This window comes from Arthrobacter sp. sptzw32 (assembly GCF_059089735.1).
This window is the reverse complement of record NZ_JBNHEZ010000010.1, coordinates 38,889-60,593: the sequence shown is the minus strand read 5'-3', so window position 1 is coordinate 60,593 and position 21,705 is coordinate 38,889. Positions and strand designations below refer to the sequence as shown.

Genomic DNA, 21,705 nt, shown 5'->3' with positions numbered 1-21,705 from the left:
TACGAACGGGGATACTTTCTTGGACGAATGCGGCCCCCGGGGGCCTTTGCACGCTTTGGGGGGATGAGTGGTGGCGGCCGTTGGGGACCGCCCCCACTCAGCCATTTAAGGCCCTTTTCCGCCCGCCTGCTCCTGTCCGCGAACAAGACGCAGTGTCACCAACTGGAACGGCCGCAGCAGCAGCTCCGCCCCGTCCATGCCGGCTTTTACGCCGGCAGCATCCACCTGGCGTTCCAACAGATCCACGGCAATGACCCGCCGTACGGGGAAATTTGCGGTAAGCGTTCCCCCGGAACGCTGCCCCAGCGATTCGTACAACCGGACAATGACATCTCCGGAACCGTCCTCTGCGAGCTTCACAGCCTCCACCACCAAAGCCGGGTTTGACAGCGAAACCAGCGGCTCCACCGGCGAGGCTCCGGTGACCAGCCTCGGAGGCAGGTTGGTCCGGTATCCTTCCTCGACGGCATCGGCAATGCCGGCGCCTGGCCGGACGGTGACGGTCAGCTCGTGACGTCCACGGTCCGCATCCGGATCCGGGAACTTCGGGGCACGCAGCAGCGACATACGCACTGTGGTGGTGGTGCCGCCGTCGGACGCCCTGATGCTTCTGGTGACGTCATGCCCGTACGTCGACGAGTTGGAAACGGCGACGCCGTAGCCCGGCTCCCCCACGTGAATCCAGCGGTGTGCACAGATTTCGAACTTCGCCGCTTCCCAGGACGTGTTGGTGTGGGTTGCCCGGAAGACGTGACCGAACTGTGTTTCCGCCGCAGACCGGTCCGCCCGCACATCCAGTGCGAAGCCAAGCTTCAACAGCTTTTCCCTCTCCTGCCAGTCCACGGACGTGGTGATCGACAGCGAAGGACTTCCGGCGGCGAGGCTGATGCGCTGGGTAATGGCCGAGGACCCTGCCCTCCGCTCCACCACTACTGCAGCCGCGCCGTCCTCGTCGACAGTCCGCACCGACTCCGCGCAGGTCAACGGAGTGACGTTGCGGCGGTAAAACTCGTCAATGTCCCAGGCGTCCCACTCATTGGGGGTGTCACGGTGAAGTTCCAAAAGGTTGCCGCGTTCTCCCGGCGCAATCGCTTCCCGGCCAGTGCCGTAATCCCAAAGCGAAGTGAGCAGGCCGTCCGCATCCAGGACTGCCCGGATAATGCCGTTGTCCAGAACGAAACCACCGTCCCGCGCTGCGGAGCGGGCGGGCGCAGACTGCGCCGCAGGGACGCCGGCAGCCATCGCAGGCACGCCGCCCAGGGCATGCGGTGCTGCATTCAACAGGAATTTCCGGTCCCCGCGGCCAACCACTGCCTTGGCGGCAGCGGCGATCAGCATTTCGAGGTCAGCTTCGATGGTTGCGTAATTGCGTTCGGCGTCCCGGTGCACCCAGGCAATGGAGCTGCCTGGAAGGATGTCGTGGAACTGCTGCAGCAGCACCAGGCGCCAGAGCCTTTTGAGCTCGGCGGCGGGGTATGTGAACGTGTCCCCTGCACGGACCGCTGCAGTTGCACACCATAACTCCGCTTCGCGCAGCAGGTGTTCGCTGCGCCGGTTGCCCTTCTTGGTCCGGGCCTGGCTGGTGTAGGTGCCGCGGTGCAGTTCGAGGTACATCTCCCCCACCCACACCGGCAGCGACGGATACTCATCCTCGGCCTGCTGGAAAAAGCCCGCGGCGGAACCGATTCGCACCTTGGGAGATCCTTCCAGATCTGCTGTCCTCACGGCGGCCGCAAGCATCTCCCGGGTGGGGCCGCCACCGCCGTCGCCATAGCCGAAGGGCACCAGCGAGACGGTGCCGCGGCCATGGTCGCGGTAGTTCCGCTCGGCGTGGGCGAGTTCGCGTCCGCTGAGCTGGGAGTTGTAGGTGTCAACCGGGGGGAAGTGGGTGAAGATCCGGGTGCCGTCGATGCCCTCCCAGTTGAAGGTGTGATGCGGCATTCTGTTGGTTTGGTTCCAGGAGATCTTCTGGGTGAGGAACCACCGGCTGCCGGCGGACTTGACGATCTGGGGCAGGGCTGCGGAGTATCCAAAGGAGTCCGGCAGCCACGCTTCCTGGCAGTCCACGCCGAACTCGGCAAGGAAGAAGCCTTTCCCTTCCACGAACTGCCGCGCCATCGCCTCTCCGCCGGGCATGTTGGTATCGGACTCCACCCACATGCCGCCTACGGGTACGAACTGCCCGGCGCGCACCTTTTCCCGGATCCGGCCGAAGAGTTCAGGGTAGAACTCTTTGATCCAGGCCAGCTGCTGCGCCGACGAGCAGGAGAAAACGAAGTCCGGGTACTCATCCATCAGCGCCACTACGTTGGAGAACGTCCTGGCGCACTTGCGGATGGTTTCCCGGACGGGCCAAAGCCAGGCCGAGTCGATATGCGCGTGGCCGGTGGCAACGAGCTGGTGAGCGGACGCATAGGCGGGACGCGCCAGCACTTCGGCGAGGGCGGCCCTGCCGGCGGCTGCGGTGCCGGCGACGTCGTCGGGATCCATCACGTCCATCATGCGCTCAAGCGCCCGCAGGATCTCGTGCCGCCTCGGCAGCTCCAGGGGCAGCTCCACCATCAGGCCGGACAGGGTCCAGATGTCCTGCTGCAGTTCCCACACAGCCTGGTTCAGCTCGGCGATGGCAATGGTTCCCAGCCTGTATTGGGGTGCCATTCCGGCCGTTGACTTGTCGCCGTACGGTGTGGCGGCGAACGTCCAGCCCTGCGCAACATCAGGGTTTGCGGCGGCCTCCACATAGAAGTCCACCGCCATGCCGCCGCCCAGAAGCTTGAGCGGAATGTACTGGTTCCGCGGCGACACCGCTTTGATGATGGTGCCGTCGGCCCGCCATGCGATGCCCTCGCACTGGAAACCCGGCACTTCGATGGTGAACCCCAGATCGACCACCACTTCAAGGGTAGTGTCCGGCTCCGTGCCCCAGGACTCGGGGACTTCCCCCTGGAGATGAAGCCACTTGGTAGCCCACGGCTTTCCCCAGGGAGCGCCGTGTTCCTGCGGCTGGAACTTCTGCCGCATGGCCTCGAGGGCCGGCACGGGTTCGTCCGGCACGTCCCAACTGCTCAGGCTGAGGGGGAGGCTCCGGCTGTATACGGCGGGGTTGATACGTTCTCGGACGAATCTTTCGAGGCGGACTTCCGTGATTCGGCGGTCGTCATGCAATGTTGGCCCTCTTCAGCGCTGAAATCGTGGACCATGTTGTCCATTCGGCGGATAAAACTACCCGCTGGTAGCTTACTCGCCATAACCGGCGGACAACATCCCTCTAAAAAACGTTTTCCGCGCAGGGCGGGCGGGGAAACCGGCTCAGGTACGGGCGTCAGCGGCAGTCCGGGCAACGGGCCTGACGATCCGGTGGTCACCGGCATAGATGTTGAGGCTGGTTCCCCGGCTGAAGCCGGCAAGCGTCACGCCGCTGGCCTCTGCAAGCTCAACCGCGAGGCTTGACGGCGCGCTGACCGCGGCGAGCACGGGAATTCCCGCCAACGCCGCTTTCTGCACCAGTTCAAAGGACGCCCGCCCCGAGACTTGGAGGACGGTGCCGCGGAGCGGGAGCAGTCCTTCACGCAGCGCCCAGCCCACCACCTTATCCACGGCGTTGTGGCGCCCTACATCCTCTCGGAGGCACAACAGCTCCGCGCCGCCGTCGGCCTGGATGTTGAACAATCCGGCGGCGTGCACTCCCCCGGTGTCGTCGAAAAGGCGCTGGGATTTCCGCAGGAGGGCGGGCAGCGATGCGAGGAGCTCAGCGTCGATGGTCAGCGGGTCTGCGGCGGGACTGTAGTGCGAGGACTTCTGGACTGACTCCACTGAGTCCGTTCCGCAAATGCCGCAGGAGCTCGACGTGTAGATGTGGCGGCCGATGGACGGAATTGTGACGTCCGGCCTTAGCTGGACTTCCACCACGTTGAATGTCTGGACGCCGTTTTCATCTTCGCCGGCGCAGAAACGCAGCGACACGAGTTGCTCGGAGCTCCAGATGATCCCCTCTGACACCAGGAAGCCGGCCACCAGGTCAAAGTCGTCGCCAGGGGTCCGCATAGTGACAGAAAAGGAGAGCTGTCCGAGCCGGATCTCCAGGGGCTCCTCCACAGCGAGGACATCCTCACGGTGGCGTACCGGAAACTCGAGCGCCTTCGGAGAACCGTCAAGGACGTACTTGTGCACCTTCCGGCGCTGGGTTACCCGGCCCATTCCCACCCCTGCGTTTTCATAGGTCCATCATGACAACTGCCGCAGCCTGACACCAACCGGGCACGGCCGGGAGCAGCGTCAGCCAAGCAGTGCACTCCAGTCTACGGGCCCGCTGGCTGACGGTTTGGCGGCGGTCCTGGTTTGCCGCGGTGCGCTCCTTGGCTTTGCCTTCCCGGCAGGATCACCAGCTGCCGGAATGGGTGGCCCCCAGGGCAGGGCAACGGCCGGCACCAACTCGCCGAGCTGGACTCCATGGGGCGGCACCACCATCACGCCGTCGGCCGAGGCCAACCCGCGCATCATCCCCGGGCCGGTGTGCTGCGCCGGAGATGCCATCCCGTAGAGGAGCCGGAAGGGCATCAGCCGGGTGCGCCCCGGATCGGGTTCGATCATGCTTCCGCAGGGCACTTCCTGGACAGGGGGCAGGCTGCCGTGGCCGAGCGAGGCGAGCAGGGGCGCCCCAACAGTGACCAGTGCCATCATGGCGGCGAGCGGGTTCCCTGGAAGACCGAGGACAAAGCGGCCGTCCGGCAGTTCCGCCAGGACAGCCGGGTGTCCCGGGCGCATCGCGATCCCGTCGACGACGAGCCTGCCCCCCAGTTCTGCCACCGCCGTGCGGAGGTGGTCCGTGCCTGAGCGTCCGGTTCCGCCCGTGGTGATGACGACGTCGGCCGGCAGGTCCGGAGCGCCGGGCACCTCAGGTACCACGTCCTCCAAGGCGGCGAGCCACTCATCATAGGAGTCCCCGATCCGGTGCTGTTCCCCCGTTATGCCGCCAAGCATCTCCACGACTGCCGGCAGTTGCGGACCGAAAGTGTCCCGCACCTTGCCCGGGACGGGCACCCCCTGTTCAATAACTTCGGAGCCCGTGAACAGCAGCCGGACAAGGGGTTTTCCCTGGACCTGCAGTTCGTCGTAGCCGGCCAGTGCGGCAAGTGCCAGATGGGCAGGGTTGAGCTTCGCTCCCGCCTTGACCAGCACGTCTCCGGCCAGGGCTTCCTCCCCGGCTTTGCGAATATGCTGGCCGTTGCGGGGTTCCCCGGGCCGGGCGCTCCCACCCGTCATCAGGACCGGCAGGCCGTCCTCATCCGTGCCGAGTACGGCGCTTTCGCTGCGAAGCACAGCCTTTCCGCCGGGAGGAATCAGCCCGCCGGTGACGATTGGGCTGGCCTGGTGGGGCGCCAGCCGGGCGCCCGGTTCCGCCAGGATCCACGGGCCGCTGCCGTTGACCGCCCACCCGTCCATGCCGGAGGAGGCATAGTGGGGCATGTCCTGGAGCGCAGTAATGTCCTGGTCAAGCTTTCGGCCCAGGGCAAACTGCAGGGGAACAGGTCCGGCCGGAATAGGTGTGGCTGCTTCGAAGGCGGCCAGCCTCGCTTCCTCCCAGGTGTGGGCCAGATGCCGCGGCGTCTCCGGCAGGTCCGTTGAACTCCGTTCTTCCCCGGGCTCCTCGGTCATTCGCCGGGAGTCCCGGCAGCTTCAGCGTCGTAGTCGGCAGCCAAAGATCGGGCCACGGCCAGGGCACCTTCCATGGACGCCGTTTCCGTGCTGCGTCCGGCCGCTGAAGCCAGGCCGGCCGCGTAGCCGGCGATAAAGGTAGTGAGGGGCGCCGCAGGCCGCACGACAGAATGGGCTGCTGCCCCTGCAAGGGCGAGAACGGCGTTGACATCCACCTGGACGTCCTCAAGCTCATAAGCCTGGAGCAGGGACCTGCACCACTCCTCCAGCGTTTCATCCTGGCTTTTCACTGACTGCCTCCCAAATCAACTGCTGCCGCGCCGGTCCTGGAATTCGTCGTAGTCCCGGCGTCAACTCCTAGTGCGGCGGCATCATCCCAGGTATCCACATCGTCCGTGGAACCGGAGGGGACGGTAACAAGCTGCAGGTCAAGACTAGCAAGGAGTGCCCGCATCGAACCGTTAACTAACGCGCCCCGCGACGCAAGATCCTCCGCAGCCTTTTTTAGCATGCCTGTGCGGTAGAACCCGGCGAGGTGCTGGGGCCGCCCGTCTTCCCCACAGGCCATGAGCCCGTCGCCTCCGAGTTCACCGTCGTCCAGCAGCTTCCTCAGGGCCCGCACGGCAGCAGAGACCCGCGGCATGTCACAGGCCAGCACCAGGGTGTACGTCTGTTCGTTTCCGGCCCGGGCCAGCGCGTCAAGGCCAGCGGCCACAGCAGCGGCCGGGCCTGCAAACTCGGGTTGCTCCCGGCATGAGAGCACGCCTGCGGGAAGTGCACCTGGGTCCGGGCCAACAATCACTGTACGGAAGGCCCCGGAGGCCGCGGCCAGTGACTGCTGCAGGAGGGTTGCACCTTGGAAGACGAGCCCTTGCTTCGGTACTCCGCCCAGCCGTGATGACCGGCCGCCGGCCAGGATCAAGGCATTGAAATCCGACCCGTTTTGCTCCATTCCCCCAGCCTAGCCCGGGGCAACGGACGCCGTCCGACACTGGTGCTACGCAGCGCGTTCGGGCAGCAGGAACGGGTCCCAGGCGGGCGTCGGCTTCTCGAGTTCCTTGATCTGCCAGATGGTCCCATGCGGAGGCTCCGGAACGAACCTCAGCTTCCAGCCCATTTCCGCCGGGGTGTGGTCGCCCTTGACGTTGTTGCATTTCAAGCAGGCAGCCACCAGGTTTTCCCAGGACTCCGCACCTCCGCGGGACTTTGGTTGAACGTGGTCGATGGTGTGCGCAGCTTTACCGCAGTAAGCACACTTGTGCCCGTCACGCCGGAGCACTCCGCGTCGGCTAACGGCCGTGGACTGGTTGTATCTGGGGCGTATGTAGCGGTTCAGGAGGATCACGGACGGGCGGCCCAGAATCTCCTGGGGACCCACGACGGGATCGTCCCCCTCAGCCACAACGCTCGCCTTGCCCGTGAGCACAAGCACCAGCGCCCGGCGGAAAGTAATAACCGCCAGCGGTTCATATCCAGCATTCAGAACGAGAGTGCGCATGCACGTACCTCTTCACGGCCGCACCCGTCAGGGGCACGAGGGCCGGCTGCCCTCGGCATGTCCGGGCTATGGATCGACACCACAAGAGTAAACAAAGAAGTGCACTATCAGCTAATCGCTGAAGCCGGAGGCAGCCGTGTCCGAACCAAAATAGGCGCGGGACCCGCAAACCCTCCGGGTTAACTGACAGAACCCCCGCCGGAAGGGCAGGGGTCCTGTCTGGATTTCGTCAGCTATGCAAAACGTGGCGGAAAGTGTCAGTTGACGCGGATGAACACCGGGCCGGAGCCTACGTTGGCGCTGAAGACAACAGTCTGGTTGCCGTTGTAGCCACCGTGGACGGCCTGGCCGTTGCCGGCGTAAACGGCGATGTGCGCCATGCCGGAACCACCGTTGGCGTAGTAGATGAGGTCGCCCGGCTGAGCCTCTGCAGCGCTGACCGTACGGCCCAGGGAAAGGTAGCCTGCCGGCCAGTCGTGGAAGTTGATGCCCACGGCAGCCAGGGAGTTGGTAACCAGCATGGTGCAGTCCTGCATAACGCCGAGCTGTGCGTAGGCGGCGGACAGGATCGCCGCACCCTTGCCGCTTGCCGGTGCAGAAACGGCGGGCGCGGCTGCTGCCGGAGCGGCTGCTGCCGGCGCCGTGGCGGTCACCTTGGCGACAGCGGCAGTCCGTGTGGCGGGAGCAGGAGCCGGAGCGGCTTTCTGAACCTCAGCTTCTGCCTCGACTTCGGGCTCGGGGGCTTCCACTACGGGGGCCGGGGTGGTGGTTACAGCCGGCTTCTCGAAGGAGATGGCGATGGTGGAAGCAGCCGAAATCGGAGCCTCAACGGTTGATTCAACTTCCAGGGTGGAAGCCGGAGCGGAATCACGCTGGACGTTGGCGTCAGCAGCGTTGGCTGCCAGGCCGCTGGTCAGGACAAGGCCGGAAGCCGCTGCGATAACAGCCGCCTGGCGTCCTACGCCGCCGGCGTTGTCGCCGACAGCTTTGGCAATGATGGCGAGCGAGTTGGTTTTGGTGACCTCGGCGCGGTGCCGTGCGGTTGCACGAGTAGTCATCAGTTCTCTCTTTCGTTTTCCTTCGAACCGCATGTAGGCAGCCAAAGGGGACTGGACGTGCCGGCATCTTGGGGGTACGCCGGCACGCCCTGAACGGGGATGTGTGATTTAGCGAAAAGCGTGTTTGGGCAAAGAAAAAGCTCTTGGACCGTAAGGTCGAAGAACTAGTTCATGGTGAAGAACGCGGAGGAGCCGGTAGCGGCTACCGAGTGCAGCAGCGTTCCCTGGGAGGGGTTCAGGGCGCTGATCATCATGCCGTTGCCGACGTAGATGCCAACGTGCGCTCCGCCGTTCTGCATAACAAGGTCACCGGGCTGCGGCGTGGACGTGGGCTTCATTGCAGTCCATGCGTTCACGCGGGGGATGCTGATGCCGGCCTGGGCGTAGACCCACTGGGTGAAGCCGGAGCAGTCCCAGCCATTGGGGGTGGTGCCGCCCCAGACGTACGGGCTGCCGATGCCGGTGTAAGCGATGGCCGCGATGCCCGAGCTGGCCGCGGATGCGACGGGCTCGGCGATCTTCTTTGCTGCTGCTGTGGTGGCAGTCGCCGCAGTGGGGGCAGTTGACGCGGTCGCTGCAGTCGATGCGGCGGGGGCGTCCTCGTCATCGGAGGTTGACTGGACTGTCACAGGCTCCACAACAGGAGCGGCGATGGTGGTCACAACCGGCCGTTCGAAGGAAACGGTAGCCGTGGGTGCCGCGGTGACGGCAAGGGCGGGCTGCGCGGATCCGGACTCGGTGGAAGCGGAGATACCAGCAGTGGTATCTGCTGCATTGGCTGGCAGGCCCATGGTCAGGATGAGGCCGGATGCAGCAGCGATGACTGCAGCCTGGCGACCTACTGTCCCGGCATTGGCACTAACAGCCTTGGACATGGAGTCCAGGGCGTTGGTACGAACCGGTTGCGCGCGGTGGCGCGCCGAATTATGGCGTGAAGACACGAAGGTAGCCTCTCCCAATGCCTGCGAGGTGAGCTGTCGGATTCGGATGGGAGTCACCCGGCCGCGCGGCTTCCTGGGAAGCTTTTGCGACTTAACCCCAAGGCCTTCGAAACTAAAGGCCACAATTGGTTCCCCCGCCCCTGCCAGACGATGAAATGCGAACGGACCTTGAGCGGTGGCAGAGTTAGGCAATCCGCACAAGAGCGTCAACTTCGGAAAAGTTGACGCGAGTTAGACGGTACAGCAGTTTTGCGTGAATGTCACATTCAGGTCACGGCAGGTCAAGATGATTTGATAGCAAGCGGTCACTTGACTAGAGCCAGCTGGTGGGGTCGACGACCTCACCGTTGACCTGGACCTCAAAGTGCAGGTGGCAGCCGGTGGAGGCACCTGTGGTCCCGCTGAGGGCTACAACGTCTCCGCGGGAAACTGTCTGCCCCTCCTTCACGCTGAAGGAGGAGAGGTGGTTGTACGTGGTTTCCAGGCCGTTGCCGTGGTCCACTACAACGCGGTTGCCGCCACCGTACTCGTGCCAGCCGGCGAAGGTAACAGTTCCCGTGGCCGCAGCCAGGACGGATGTGCCGCACTGGGCCACATAGTCCTGCCCGCGGTGGAAGTCGCCGGAGCCTCCCGTGATCGGGCTGACGCGGTAGCCGAACGGCGAAGCAGTGGTCAAGGCAGCGAGTGGGGCACCGAGGCTTCCCGTGGAAGCAGCGCGGGTTACGGCGCCGGCAGACTGGGCGCTGAGCAGCTGCTTCAGCTTTCCGTCCGGGTCCGCCTGGGTGACTACAGCGGAACGGCTGAAGTCAATCGCGGCCCCGGCTTCTGCGGTGATCTGGGGCTGCGGGGCAACAGCTGACGCGGCAACGGCAGAGGATCCCAAGGTATCGGTGGCCATGACGGGACTGGTGGCCGGTACGGTCACGGTGAGTACCAGTCCGGTGGCGGCAAGTGCCACGCCGGCCTTTTGGCCGATGCCGCTGGCTGCAGCGAATTCGGTGACCTGACGGAAGGGACCCCGACGCCGGCGAGCATCACGGTGCGGATCGCGGGGGCGTTCCGAGGTGATGACTTCGACAACGCGCGGTGTCGAAGCAGGGACCGGCGCGCGGCGGCGTCCCCTGGAATTGTGCATGGTCAAGAAGGGTCCTCTCTGGAAAGCCTGCGAAGTTAGCTGTCGGATTCGGGTCAGAGAGTGCAAAGACCCGGTCCGCCGTAAGCAAGCTTCGGCACAGAGATATCCCGGAGGAATCCTTCACTGGAAGAGGCTTGCTGCTGACGGACTTAACCCCAAGGCAGTCCCCCGGCTGCCGCTTGTGGTTCCCCCGCCTCTGCCAGTTACGACTCGTGCTCCTGATCCGCTGGCAGAGCTCGGCTCCGGATCAGGTAACGCTTTAATATCAACTTCAGTTCAACTATAGAGGCAAAAGGGGCAAAGTAACAATTCCGTTATCTTTGCGTAAGCCACTTCACATGGGGTAGGGCACCCGACGGGGATTCTCAGGCGAGGGCCACGAACACGTGGGCCGCTACCTCCGGCGGCAGCTCGAGCGCCCCTTCGATGCCCGGGACCCGGACGGAGATGTAATCACCCACCCGTTCCAGGGACACAGCAGCGCCAGGCCGGATGCCGCCCTCGTCAAGCTGCGAGAGCAGCTCAGGCTCCACCTGGATGGGTTCAGCAAGCCGGCTGATGGTGACAACAGAGGCAGAGCCGTAGGACTTCATCGCCTCCAGAAGGCTGACAGCCCCGTCGCCAAAACCAAGGGAAGGCATGCCGCCCAGCGCGGCCAGCCCGGGGATGGGGTTTCCGTACGGAGACTTGGTGGGGTGGTCGAGCATCTCGTAGATGCGCCGTTCCACCCGCTCGCTCATCACGTGCTCCCAGCGGCAGGCCTCGTCATGGACGTAGGCCCAGTCCAGTCCGATCACGTCGGCGAGGAGCCGCTCAGCCAGGCGGTGCTTGCGCATGACTTCGGTGGCGCGCTTACGGCCGGTCTCAGTGAGCTCCAGGTGGCGGTCGCCGGAAACCACCACGAGGCCGTCCCGCTCCATCCGTCCAATGGTCTGGGAAACGGTGGGTCCGGAGTGGCGAAGCCGTTCGGCGATACGCGCACGCAGGGCAACGATGTTCTCTTCCTCGAGCTCCAGAATGGTCCGAAGGTACATCTCCGTAGTATCAATCAGATCCGTCATCCAGCTCAGCTCCTCGAGCGCAGTACCTTGCGTTGTCCCACCGTATCGCCTTCAACTGCGACGTAGTCCGTGGAAAAGCTTAGCCTATTTTGACTTTGTCCGATTAGTTGCGGCGGGCTGTGTGACCGTCTCATTGACTGGACTATGACGGCTCCGGTTCCCGCCCCAACAGTCCCACAGGGCAGAATGAGGGAGGCCCTGGTTGCAGCTGTCACCGGCTGCCGGCCACCAGCACCCGTCCGGACCAAAGCCGTGTCCACGCCGAAATTGGAGCACCTGTGAGCGAACCCAGCATCACTATTCCCGCCGACCTCCTGCCCCGGGACGGACGGTTCGGCGCAGGGCCGTCCAAGGTCAGACCGGAGCAGATTGATGCCCTGTCCGCGGCCGCGAAAAACATCCTGGGTACGTCCCACCGGCAGGCCCCGGTCAAGAACCTCGTTGGCTCCGTCCGCGAGGGCCTCAGCCAGTTCTTCCAGGCCCCGCAAGGGTACGAAGTTGTACTCGGCGTCGGCGGCTCCACAGCGTTCTGGGACATTGCCAGCTTCGGCCTTGTGGAAAAGAAAGCCCAGCACTTGTCCTTCGGCGAGTTCGGATCGAAATTCGCAGCGGCTACCAACAAGGCGCCTTTCCTCGAGGCCTCTTCCATCATCAAGTCCGAGCCCGGCACCCGCCCCTCCGCCCAGGCCGAAGCCGGTGTAGACGTCTACGCCTGGCCCCAGAACGAGACCAGCACCGGCGTCGCAGCCCCCGTGCAGCGTGTCGATGGGGTGGACGAGGGCTCACTGGTGCTTGTGGACGCAACGTCCGCAGCGGGTGGACTGGATGTGGACGTTGCACAGAGTGATGTCTACTATTTCGCTCCGCAGAAAAACTTTGCCTCCGACGGCGGGCTCTGGCTTGGCCTGTTCTCCCCCGCCGCACTGGAACGGGCGGCGCGGATCAGGTCCAGCGGCCGCTGGATTCCCGATTTCCTGGATTTGCAAACCGCCATCGACAACTCGCGCCTGAACCAGACCTACAACACCCCGTCGCTGTCCACCCTGGTAACGCTGGACGCGCAGGTGCAGTGGTTGAACTCCAACGGTGGTTTGGATTTCGCTTCTGCCCGCACAGCTGATTCTGCCGGACGCATCTACAGCTGGGCCGAGGCGTCGGAATTCGCCACCCCTTTCGTCACCAACCCGGATGAGCGTTCCAACGTCATCGCAACCATTGACTTCGATGAGTCTGTTGACGCCACCGTGGTTGCCAAGGTCCTGAGGGCCAATGGAATTGTGGACACGGAGCCGTACCGCAAGCTCGGCCGAAACCAACTGCGCATCGCGACGTTCGTGGCGATCGAGCCGGCAGATGTTTCCGCCCTTCTCGCCAGCATCGACTACGTCGTGGGCGAACTGCGCAAGTGAATCGTGCTGCGTCGCGAAACGGGGCTGCGCCAGAAGCCCAAATAATTTAACACCTATTGGTTAAGTACGACGGCGCCGCCCGGGTTTCCCGGTCGGCGCCGTTGGTGCGTCGGAGCTGGTCACTCAGCCCGCGTTCGCGTGACTTTGAGCCTTAGTGCCTTCCGGCGTCGTGGTCGAAGGGCTGCGCCGGGGCCTCAGCGTCCTGCTCTTCCCCCTGCTGCCGTTCGCCGTCCTGTGCTTCGCCGGACTGCGCTTCGCCGTCCTGTGCTTCGCCGGACTGCGCTTCGCCCAGGCCGACAGCATCCAGGGAAGCGGCAACGCCCTCGGCAGGTTCACCGGAAAAAGGTTCAGTGGGGTCAGGTTCAGTGGAGGCAGCGCCCGCTGTCCAATCGGGAACCGCAACAGTTTCAGGCGCCTCCGCCGCTGTTTCAAAGACGTGCTGTTCGGCTGTTTCCGGTTCCGGTTCCTGCTCATCCTCGGGCCGGACGCGTTCCGCCCACGGCACCCATTCCGGCGCGAGGATGGATTCCTCGGACGGCAGGAGGCCGAGCTCGTTGACTGTGACTACTTTGGACCGGGAGTTCCGTGTCAGCACGGCGAACCACTGCCAACCGACGTAACCGGGCAGCCTGCATTCAAAGAGGTGGGTTACCAGCCGGTCGCCTTCGCTTTTAGCTGCCAGGTGCGCCCCAATGTCTGACGCAGAGGTGATGCCTGCAAGGGCGGTCCGTGCCGTGTCCACGGCAGCGGCAAGGAAAGCGTCCGGCTTTCCGGTCCGCCACACAGGCACCCCTGCCCGCCGCTTGGCCGGTTTGGCTGTTGCAACCGTCGGCGCGGCAGGCGGAAGGCCTGCAGAGGCGGCAGCAACATCGGCCTCCCCGGCCGGTGCGGCACCTGCCTGAAGCGCCACCAGGTCCACTGATGCGGGATCCACCGACACCGGGTCCACCAACTCAATGTCCAGCGAGCCCGCGGCCAAGGACGCCAGGTCCACCGGTTCCGGGACGGTTGACTGCGGGTCCTGCTGATCAGCTTCCGGTTTCATGGGGCCTAAACGTCCAGCTCGTCGGCAACCTTACGCAGGGCGGCAGCGATGGCCTTGCCCTTATTGCCTTCCGGGTATTTGCCGTTGGAGAGGGTTCCGGACAGGTTGTCCAGGACGGTCACGAGATCCTGGACAAGCGGTGCAAGGTCCTTCGCGCTGGGCCTTTTGGCCTTCGCGATGGACGGCGTTTTGTCCAGCACGCGCAGGCCCAGGGCCTGGGCGCCCTTGCGGCCATCGGCCACACCGAATTCAACGCGGGTGCCGGCCTTCAGCTCCGTGACGCCCTCGGGCAGCGACGACTTGGGCAGGAAGACTTCCTGTCCGTCTTCGCCCGCGAGGAATCCGAAGCCTTTTTCCTTGTCATACCACTTGACCTTGCCGGTAGGCACGTAATTAACCTTCTTCGTTCTGACGTCTTGAGACACGGCCAGCCGTCACCGCATCCGCATTGCTGTGCGGGTTCAGGGTATGACGGCTGGAGACCGTGTTGGTCTGTATCCCTCAAGGTTATCCTGACAACTGCCGTTATCCTGCTTTCGATGGCGCTCCGCAACGCACCGGCGCACCCCTGCAGAGCTGTCAGGCCGGACTGTTAGCGTTACATCCATGACACCCTCGCGTTACCGGCGTCCCCTGACGATCCTCGCCGCAGCCATTGCCGTGATTTCACTGGCAGCGGTGGCTGCCGTTATGGCCTTCGCCTTTGCCGGTTCCGTGTCGCCGGTTTGGGTCACGTACACCGCCCTTTACGGCTTGCCGCTGGCATTCCTCCTGATGCTGTTCCTTGTCCTGGACAGCGCCGCCGGACGCCGCAGGGCAGGAAAACACGACGGACGGTAACGTTGGACTGATGTCCCTCATTCGCGCGCTCAGCAAGGACCTGGAGGCCCGCAGCGATGACTCGTTGCAGGCACTGTTCGACGCGCGGCCAGACCTCATCTCGCCTCCGGTTCCCGACTTCGCCGCCCTCGCAGCCAGGGCCAGCGGGCGGGTCAGCGTCCAGCGCGCGCTGGAGCGGCTCAACCGGCCGCAGATGCAGGTCCTTGAAACCCTCCATCTGTGCACCAACACGGATACGGAGCACAGTGCCTCCGCGGCAGGATTGCGGAAGATGATCCCGGGTTCCTCCGTTGCGGCTGTGGAACGGATTTTGGTCTCGCTCCAGGAACTTGCCCTGGTCCACCGCGCAGAACCCCCGCCCGGGGCAGTCCCCGGCAACAGGCAGCGCTACTACCTCCCTGTGGGCAGCCTTAAGGACGTCGTAGGGATTTATCCAGCGGGGCTTGGCCGCAGCTACACCGAGCTGGTGCGCCTCCAGCCGGCGTTCGCGCAGCGGGCGGTCCAGCTCGTGTCCGAACTTCACCGCAGTGGCGCACCCGTCCACGAAGCCACCACGCCCATGGAGGCTGCCCTTGCCCTGCAGCGCTGGACGTCCTCGCCCGAGGCCCTCCAGGACATTTTGGCCACCGCCCCGGAAAGGACGGCGGCGTTGCTCGCCAGGTTCCGGAACTGGGCCATGGGTGCGGTCCCCCAGGCGCAGCGCAAGGCATCCATCACAGCCGAGGGATCCGACGTCGGACCCATCGACTGGCTCCTTGCGCGCGGCCTGCTGGTTCCCCTGGACGCCGCACATGTGGAGCTGCCCCACAGCGTGGGGCTCTCGCTGAGGGGCGGTGCCATCATCAACGACTTCAGCCTTTCGCCGCCGGTCCCCGAGCTTGGCCGCACCAGCGCCGCCCTCCGGCGGAACGCAGCCCTGGGAGCCATCAGCGAGACCCTGCGGCTGGTGGGCGAAATCCTGCATGTGGTGCGGGACCAGCCCCTGGCCACCCTGCGCAGCGGCGGTGTGGGCGTCCGCGAGATGAGACGGTTGGCCGAGCTGCTCAGGATCGACCAGCCCCATGCCGGCCTTCTCCTCGAGCTCTGCGGGCTGGCCGGGCTGATCCGCCTGGACGTTGACTCGTCGTCGTGGGTTCAGCCGCCGGAACTGGAATGGCTTGCCCTGCCCCGGCAGGAACAATGGCTCTGGCTGGTCAACGCCTGGCTGGCCAGCGAGCGCGTGCCTTCCATGGTGGGGCAGCCCATCAAGGGATCCCCGGGGTCAGCCCCGCACCGGTCAGCTTCCGGAAGCACCATCACTGCGTTGTCGGCCGAGGCGCAACGGCCCGATGCACCTGTAATCCGCAGGCGGATCCTGGAGATCCTGAATGAACTGACCGCTGAAGCAGAAGCCCCGGACGGAACAGCGCCGGTCCTGGACGCGGGTGCGGTGCTTCAGCGGGCCGAGTGGGCCCAGCCGCGCATGGCCCGGCGCTTCAGCTCGCTGATCCGCGGGGTCCTGGCCGAAGCCGAGGTACTGGGCCTGCTCGGCTCCGGGGCCCTGAGCCAGCTTGGAAGGGCCATCGCAGACGACGAACCGGAAACTGCTCTTTCCATCCTTGGTGAGCACCTGCCCGCCGAACTGAACCACGTACTGCTCCAGGCGGACCTTACCGCCGTGGCGCCCGGATACCTCGCCCCAGCGCTGACCGAAAAACTGTTGCTGATGGCCGACGCCGAAGGCCAGGGGCCGGCCACCATCTACCGGTTCTCGCCCGGCTCCATCCGCCGTGCGCTGGACGCCGGTCATGACGCTTCCACTGTGCTGGAGTTCCTGAAGGAGCACTCGGCCACGGCAGTACCCCAGCCGCTGCAGTACCTGGTAGAGGATACGGCCGCCCGGCACGGCCGGTTGCGGGTGGGTGCAGCCGCCAGCTTTGTCCAGAGCGAGGACGAAGGTGCTCTGCTGGGGCTGCTGACCGGCCCGGAAACAGAGGGGCTGGGCCTGGTCCGGATTGCGCCCACCGTCCTCATCTCCTCGGCGCCGCCGCGTGAGACAGCGCAGGTTCTTCGCAGTCTGGGTCTTTCCCCCTCCTTTGACGATTCCGCCCAGCCGGTGCTCCGGCTGCGGCGCGCTCCTGCGTCGTCGGCCACGTCACGGCCCGTCTACACGGCACCGCGGACAGCCCCGCCGGCGGAAGAAGTACAGGCACAACTTGACGTGCTGCGGCACCGCCCTGCCGCCGTCGGGAACCTCGGCCCGGACGGCGACCACGACGGTGAGGCGGCCACACAGCTGGGTTTGGAGGCGTTGCAGCGGGCCATCCGGCTCAAGCAGCGCATCAGCATGAACGTGGTGGACGGGATGGGGAATGCCAACCTGGAAATCGTTGTTCCCCTTTCCGTAAGCGGCGGACGGGTGCGGGTCTTTGATCCCGCCAAGGACACCGAACGGGTGCTGTCCATTCACCGCATCATTGATATTGAGGCCGCAGAGGAACTGCGCCAGTGAAGGACTCCCCCGCGTGAACGACGGACCCCTGATAGTCCAGAGCGACAAAACCATCCTCCTTGAGGTGGACCACGAGCTCGCCACCGAAGCCCGGCATGCCATCGCGCCGTTCGCGGAACTCGAGCGTGCCCCCGAGCACATCCACAGCTACCGGCTGACCCCTTTGGGCCTGTGGAATGCCCGCGCGGCAGGGCTGGACGCCGAGAAGGTCCTGGACACCCTCCTGAAGTACTCCCGGTTCCCTGTACCGCACTCGCTGCTGATCGACGTCGAGGAAACCATGTCCAGGTACGGCCGGCTGCGGCTGGAAAAGGACTTACAGCACGGGCTGGTCATGCGGACGGACGATTATCCGGTCCTGGAGGAAGTCATCCGGTCCAAGAAGATCCAACCGTTGCTGGGACCGCGCATCGACGGCGAAACTGTGGTGGTGCACGCGTCCCAGCGCGGGCAACTCAAGCAGCTCCTGCTCAAGATCGGGTGGCCGGCGGAGGATCTGGCCGGCTACGTTGACGGCACCCCGCACCTGATTGCGCTGAATGAAGACGGCTGGAAGCTGCGGCCGTACCAGCAGATGGCAAGCGACAACTTTTGGGCCGGAGGCAGCGGGGTTGTAGTGCTGCCGTGTGGTGCCGGCAAGACCCTGGTGGGCGCAGCGGCGATGGCCACCGGCTCCACCACCACCCTGATCCTGGTCACCAACACCGTGGCTGCCCGGCAGTGGAAGGACGAGCTGCTCAGGCGCACATCCCTCACAGAGGACGAGATCGGCGAGTACTCGGGGGCGTTGAAGGAAGTCCGGCCGGTGACCATAGCCACCTACCAGGTCCTCACCATGAAGCGCGGGGGTCTGTATCCGCACCTGGAGCTTGTGGACGGACACGACTGGGGCCTGATCATCTACGACGAGGTCCATCTGCTGCCCGCCCCGATCTTCCGGATGACGGCGGACCTGCAGGCGAGGCGGCGCCTGGGCCTCACTGCGACCCTGGTGCGGGAAGACGGCCGCGAGGGCGAGGTCTTCAGCCTGATTGGACCGAAGCGCTACGACGCGCCCTGGAAGGACATCGAGTCCCAGGGCTACATTGCCCCTGCAGATTGTGTTGAGGTGCGTGTGGACCTGCCCCGGGACGAGCGGGTGGTTTATGCCATGGCCGAGGACGCGGACAAGTACCGGCTTTGCGCCACCTCGGAATCCAAGACCCTGGTGGTGGAGCAGCTCGTTGCCCGGCACGCCGGGGAGCAACTGCTGGTCATAGGCCAGTACATTGACCAGCTCGACGATCTTGGCGTGCGCCTGAACGCGCCGGTGATCAAGGGTGACACGTCCGTGAAGGTCCGCCAGAAACTTTTTGATGCCTTCCGCGCGGGCGAGATCCAGACGCTCGTGGTGTCCAAAGTGGCCAACTTCTCCATCGACCTGCCGGAAGCCTCAGTGGCAATCCAGGTTTCCGGTTCGTTCGGGTCCAGGCAGGAGGAGGCACAGCGGCTCGGCAGGCTGCTGCGGCCCAAGAAGGACGGCCGGGCCGCCCGGTTCTACTCCCTGGTTGCACGGGACACCCTGGACCAGGACTTCGCGGCCAAGCGCCAGCGGTTCCTCGCCGAGCAGGGTTATGCCTACCGCATCATGGACGCCAAGGACGTGGAAACGGCCGAATAGACGGCTTCCTTCGCGAAGGCTCTCCAGTGCGGCCGGCAAAGATGAGGCGCACACTGGAGGCATGCACTTTGAAGGAAAGCCCATCGTTCCCCTGCCGGGCCAGGAGTCAGTATGGGACTATCCCCGCCCGCCGCGCGTGGAGCCAAGCAGGGAACGACTCCGGATCGTTCTGGGTGGTGAACTGATTCTGGACACCACGGACTCGCTCCGTGTTCTGGAGACCAGCCACCCTCCGGTCTATTACCTGCCCCGGTCTGAGTTCTGCCCGGGTGCTCTGGAGCCCGCGCCAGGAAGCAGCTTCTGCGAGTTCAAGGGCACAGCGGGATACCTTACCGTGCGCGGAGGCGGGCAGGTCCGGGAAAGATCAGCCTGGTTCTATCCTCAGCCTGTTGCCGCATATGCCGCGCTCCTGGATCACGTTGCCGTCTATCCCGCCAGGATGGACCGTTGCGAGGTCGACGGTGAGGTTGTCGGCGGGCAATCCGGAGGCTTTTACGGCGGCTGGATAACCTCACGGATAGTGGGACCCTTTAAGGGAGGACCCGGAACCCTGGGCTGGTAGGCGGCAACGCGTGCTTCCCCACCTGGCTCCCAAGGACTATCCAGACAACTCCCAGTGTCTGGGAGCATGATGGGAATATGAACAAGAACGGCCCTGAAGCGAAGCTCCTGGTAGTGGATGATGAACCCAACATCCGCGAGTTGCTTTCGACATCCCTGCGGTTCGCCGGCTTCGACGTCGTGTCGGCCGCAAACGGCCGCGACGCCCTTGCCGCTGCCGACGTGCACGCCCCGGATCTCGCCGTCCTGGATGTGATGCTCCCGGACATGGACGGTTTCACCGTCACCCGCCGGCTCAGGGCTTCCGGCAAGCATTTCCCCGTTCTGTTCCTGACGGCCAGGGACGACACGGAAGACAAGGTCACAGGCCTTACTGTTGGCGGGGACGACTACGTCACCAAGCCCTTCAGTCTTGATGAAGTGGTCGCCCGCATCCGCGCCGTCCTGCGCCGGACCCAGCCCCAGCTCGACGACGACGCCGTGATACGGGTCGATGACCTGGAATTGGACGACGACGCCCACGAAGTCCGGCGCGGAGGCACAGTCATCGAGCTGTCCCCTACGGAGTTCAAGCTGCTCCGCTACCTCATGCTCAACCCCAACCGGGTGCTGTCAAAGTCGCAGATCCTGGACCATGTGTGGGAGTACAACTTCAACGGCGATGCCTCCATCGTTGAGTCCTACATCTCCTACCTCCGCCGGAAAGTGGACATCGACCCTGAAGCTCCTGCCCTGATCCAGACCAAGCGGGGTGTCGGATACGTGCTCCGGACGGCAGAAAAGCGCTGACCTTGCAGCAGCGGTGGAAGTCGGCTTCACTCAGGACACAACTGGTGGCCATGATCATGGCCCTGCTCACCGTCGCCCTCACGGTGACCGGGGCAGGCACCCTGACCCTGCTCCACAGCTACCTTCAGGACCAGGTGGACGCCAAACTGTATGCAGCCGTTGATTTGGCGGACCGGCAACAGTCCTTTTTCCAATTGCGGGCACCCAGCAACCCTGCAGTTCCCACCGACTATGCGCTGATCCTGTTCGTGCCCGGTGAAGAGCCCTTCCCGTTCGGCGCAGAACCGGACACCGGACCGGACATCAGCTCAATGAGTGTGGAACAGGCCCAGGCGCACAGCGAAGCCCCCTTCCAGGTGAGGGGCACGGACGGCCAGAACTGGCGGGTCATCGCGGTGACGGTGCAGAACGACCAGACCACGGCGGTAGTGGTCATCGGACTGCCGCTGGAAACCGTTGACGACGTCCTGAGGCACGCCACCCTGGTTGTCCTGGGCGTGGGCCTGCTGACCCTGCTGCTGGCGTCCCTGATCGCCAGCTGGACTGTATCGCGGGCCTTCCGGCCGCTTGCCCGGGTGGAAAAGACCGCCGCCGCCATCGCCGCCGGGGATCTGTCCCGTCGTGTGGAAGTGGAAAACCCCAGCACGGAGCTCGGCCGGCTCAGCAGCTCCCTCAATTCCATGCTTGCCCATATTGAAACCGCCTTTTCCGCGCGCACGGCGTCGGAGGCGAGGATGCGGCGTTTCGCGGCCGACGCCTCGCACGAACTGCGGACCCCGTTGGTAACCATCAGGGGCTTCTCCGAGCTGTACCGGCACGGGGCTTTGGCCACCGACGAGGACGTGGCCACCGCCATGGGCAGGATCGAAAGCGAAGCCAAGAGGATGGGCTCCATGGTGGAGGACCTGCTGCTGCTGGCCCGCCTTGATGAGCAGCGCCCGTTGCAGCAAAAGCCGGTTGACCTCCAGCTGATTGCCCACGATGCGGTAGTGGACACGCAGGCCAGCGCCCGGTCCCGGGTCATATCGCTTATAGGACTCGACGGCGGTCCGGCAGCTCCGGCGCCCGCGCTCGGCGACGAAGCCAAACTCCGCCAGGTGGTAGGCAACCTGGTAGGCAACGCCCTGCGTTACACCCCCGAGGACAGCCCGATCGAACTGGCGGTTGGTGTCCGCCCCCAGGCGGACGGGAAGCTCCGCTCAGTCATTGAAGTCCGCGACCACGGGCCCGGTATTTTTGAGGCGGACGCGTCAAAGGTTTTTGAACGCTTCTACCGGGCGGACACCTCCCGGACACGGGAGACCGGCGGCAGCGGGCTGGGGCTGGCAATTGTGGCCGCCATCGTGGGCTCCCACGGCGGCTCCGTGCGCGTGGAAGACACCGCCGGCGGGGGCGCAACACTTGTGGTCACCCTCCCGCACCGCGATGATGCAGCGGGGAACCGGTCCGCGGACACTACCCGCGTGGAGAGCCTCGGTTCATTTCCCAAGGCTGCCGGCAACGGCCCCAAGGGCAGCGACGGACGCGTTATCCACATATAGAGTCCCGGTCATGCCGGCTGG

At 64.9% G+C, this 21,705-nt stretch carries 19 protein-coding genes and 2 riboswitches; of the genes, 7 read left to right on the top strand and 12 right to left on the bottom strand.

What is annotated here, in order from left to right; all coding sequences use genetic code 11:
• Window positions 1-105: 105 nt before the first annotated feature.
• The 10 genes from AC5RVN_RS16675 to AC5RVN_RS16630 all read right to left on the bottom strand — a co-directional run bounded on the left by AC5RVN_RS16675 (window position 106) and on the right by AC5RVN_RS16630 (window position 11,348).
• Complete coding sequence (locus tag AC5RVN_RS16675) at window positions 106-3,165, bottom strand: alpha-mannosidase (protein ID WP_494138669.1); 3,060 nt, start codon at window positions 3,163-3,165, stop codon at window positions 106-108.
• A 144-nt stretch (window positions 3,166-3,309) separates the two neighbouring features.
• Complete coding sequence (gene fdhD, locus AC5RVN_RS16670; RefSeq protein ID WP_494138668.1) at window positions 3,310-4,197, bottom strand: formate dehydrogenase accessory sulfurtransferase FdhD; 888 nt, start codon at window positions 4,195-4,197, stop codon at window positions 3,310-3,312.
• Window positions 4,198-4,275: 78 nt separating this feature from the next.
• On the bottom strand, window positions 4,276-5,655 hold the full coding sequence (locus AC5RVN_RS16665; protein WP_494138667.1) for a molybdopterin molybdotransferase MoeA: 1,380 nt from the start codon (window positions 5,653-5,655) through the stop codon (window positions 4,276-4,278).
• Window positions 5,652-5,945 carry a DUF6457 domain-containing protein gene (locus tag AC5RVN_RS16660; RefSeq protein WP_494138666.1) on the bottom strand — a complete coding sequence of 98 codons (294 nt, stop codon included), beginning with the start codon at window positions 5,943-5,945 and terminating at the stop codon, window positions 5,652-5,654. Before AC5RVN_RS16660 ends, AC5RVN_RS16665 begins: the two co-directional genes overlap by 4 nt.
• Entirely contained in the window at window positions 5,942-6,607 is a 666-nt protein-coding gene (gene mobA, locus AC5RVN_RS16655; RefSeq protein WP_494138665.1) for a molybdenum cofactor guanylyltransferase, read from the bottom strand. Before mobA ends, AC5RVN_RS16660 begins: the two co-directional genes overlap by 4 nt.
• Before the next feature lie 45 nt (window positions 6,608-6,652).
• Window positions 6,653-7,153 (bottom strand): HNH endonuclease, encoded by a 501-nt coding sequence (locus tag AC5RVN_RS16650; RefSeq protein ID WP_494041301.1) that lies wholly within the window; start codon window positions 7,151-7,153, stop codon window positions 6,653-6,655.
• Window positions 7,154-7,410: 257 nt separating this feature from the next.
• On the bottom strand, window positions 7,411-8,211 hold the full coding sequence (locus AC5RVN_RS16645; RefSeq protein WP_494041302.1) for an NlpC/P60 family protein: 801 nt from the start codon (window positions 8,209-8,211) through the stop codon (window positions 7,411-7,413).
• 164 nt (window positions 8,212-8,375) lie between these two features.
• Window positions 8,376-9,086 carry a C40 family peptidase gene (locus tag AC5RVN_RS16640; protein ID WP_494041303.1) on the bottom strand — a complete coding sequence of 237 codons (711 nt, stop codon included), beginning with the start codon at window positions 9,084-9,086 and terminating at the stop codon, window positions 8,376-8,378.
• A 70-nt stretch (window positions 9,087-9,156) separates the two neighbouring features.
• Window positions 9,157-9,337: riboswitch (cyclic di-AMP (ydaO/yuaA leader) on the bottom strand.
• Window positions 9,338-9,465: 128 nt separating this feature from the next.
• On the bottom strand, window positions 9,466-10,287 hold the full coding sequence (locus AC5RVN_RS16635) for a M23 family metallopeptidase (protein WP_494106210.1): 822 nt from the start codon (window positions 10,285-10,287) through the stop codon (window positions 9,466-9,468).
• A 9-nt stretch (window positions 10,288-10,296) separates the two neighbouring features.
• A riboswitch (cyclic di-AMP (ydaO/yuaA leader) is annotated at window positions 10,297-10,508 on the bottom strand.
• 144 nt (window positions 10,509-10,652) lie between these two features.
• A complete protein-coding gene (locus tag AC5RVN_RS16630) occupies window positions 10,653-11,348 on the bottom strand; it encodes an iron-dependent transcriptional repressor DtxR (protein WP_494041304.1) in 696 nt (231 codons plus the stop codon).
• Window positions 11,349-11,626: 278 nt separating this feature from the next.
• On the opposite strand from AC5RVN_RS16630, the gene serC reads away from it, so the two are divergent.
• The gene (serC, locus tag AC5RVN_RS16625; RefSeq protein WP_494138664.1) at window positions 11,627-12,757 is read left to right on the top strand and encodes a phosphoserine transaminase; all 1,131 of its coding nucleotides are present in this window, start codon (window positions 11,627-11,629) and stop codon (window positions 12,755-12,757) included.
• Window positions 12,758-12,908: 151 nt separating this feature from the next.
• On the opposite strand, the gene AC5RVN_RS16620 is transcribed toward serC, so the two are convergent.
• Both AC5RVN_RS16620 and AC5RVN_RS16615 read right to left on the bottom strand, forming a co-directional pair.
• Complete coding sequence (locus tag AC5RVN_RS16620; protein WP_494138663.1) at window positions 12,909-13,802, bottom strand: DUF3027 domain-containing protein; 894 nt, start codon at window positions 13,800-13,802, stop codon at window positions 12,909-12,911.
• Window positions 13,803-13,807: 5 nt separating this feature from the next.
• Complete coding sequence (locus AC5RVN_RS16615) at window positions 13,808-14,191, bottom strand: cold-shock protein (RefSeq protein ID WP_104044654.1); 384 nt, start codon at window positions 14,189-14,191, stop codon at window positions 13,808-13,810.
• A 217-nt stretch (window positions 14,192-14,408) separates the two neighbouring features.
• On the opposite strand from AC5RVN_RS16615, the gene AC5RVN_RS16610 reads away from it, so the two are divergent.
• The 6 genes from AC5RVN_RS16610 (at window position 14,409) to AC5RVN_RS16585 (ending at window position 21,684) form a co-directional block, all read left to right on the top strand.
• A complete protein-coding gene (locus AC5RVN_RS16610; RefSeq protein WP_494138662.1) occupies window positions 14,409-14,642 on the top strand; it encodes a hypothetical protein in 234 nt (77 codons plus the stop codon).
• Between the two features lie 10 nt (window positions 14,643-14,652).
• Window positions 14,653-17,133 (top strand): helicase-associated domain-containing protein, encoded by a 2,481-nt coding sequence (locus tag AC5RVN_RS16605; RefSeq protein ID WP_494138661.1) that lies wholly within the window; start codon window positions 14,653-14,655, stop codon window positions 17,131-17,133.
• A gap of 13 nt (window positions 17,134-17,146) precedes the next feature.
• Window positions 17,147-18,793, top strand: a complete 1,647-nt coding sequence (locus AC5RVN_RS16600; RefSeq protein ID WP_494041309.1) for a DNA repair helicase XPB — start codon at window positions 17,147-17,149, stop codon at window positions 18,791-18,793.
• A gap of 61 nt (window positions 18,794-18,854) precedes the next feature.
• On the top strand, window positions 18,855-19,355 hold the full coding sequence (locus AC5RVN_RS16595) for a DUF427 domain-containing protein (protein ID WP_494041310.1): 501 nt from the start codon (window positions 18,855-18,857) through the stop codon (window positions 19,353-19,355).
• 77 nt (window positions 19,356-19,432) lie between these two features.
• Window positions 19,433-20,143 (top strand): response regulator transcription factor, encoded by a 711-nt coding sequence (locus AC5RVN_RS16590; protein ID WP_494041311.1) that lies wholly within the window; start codon window positions 19,433-19,435, stop codon window positions 20,141-20,143.
• 50 nt (window positions 20,144-20,193) lie between these two features.
• Window positions 20,194-21,684, top strand: coding sequence for a sensor histidine kinase (locus AC5RVN_RS16585; protein WP_494041354.1), 1,491 nt, complete (start codon window positions 20,194-20,196; stop codon window positions 21,682-21,684).
• Window positions 21,685-21,705: the final 21 nt, after the last annotated feature.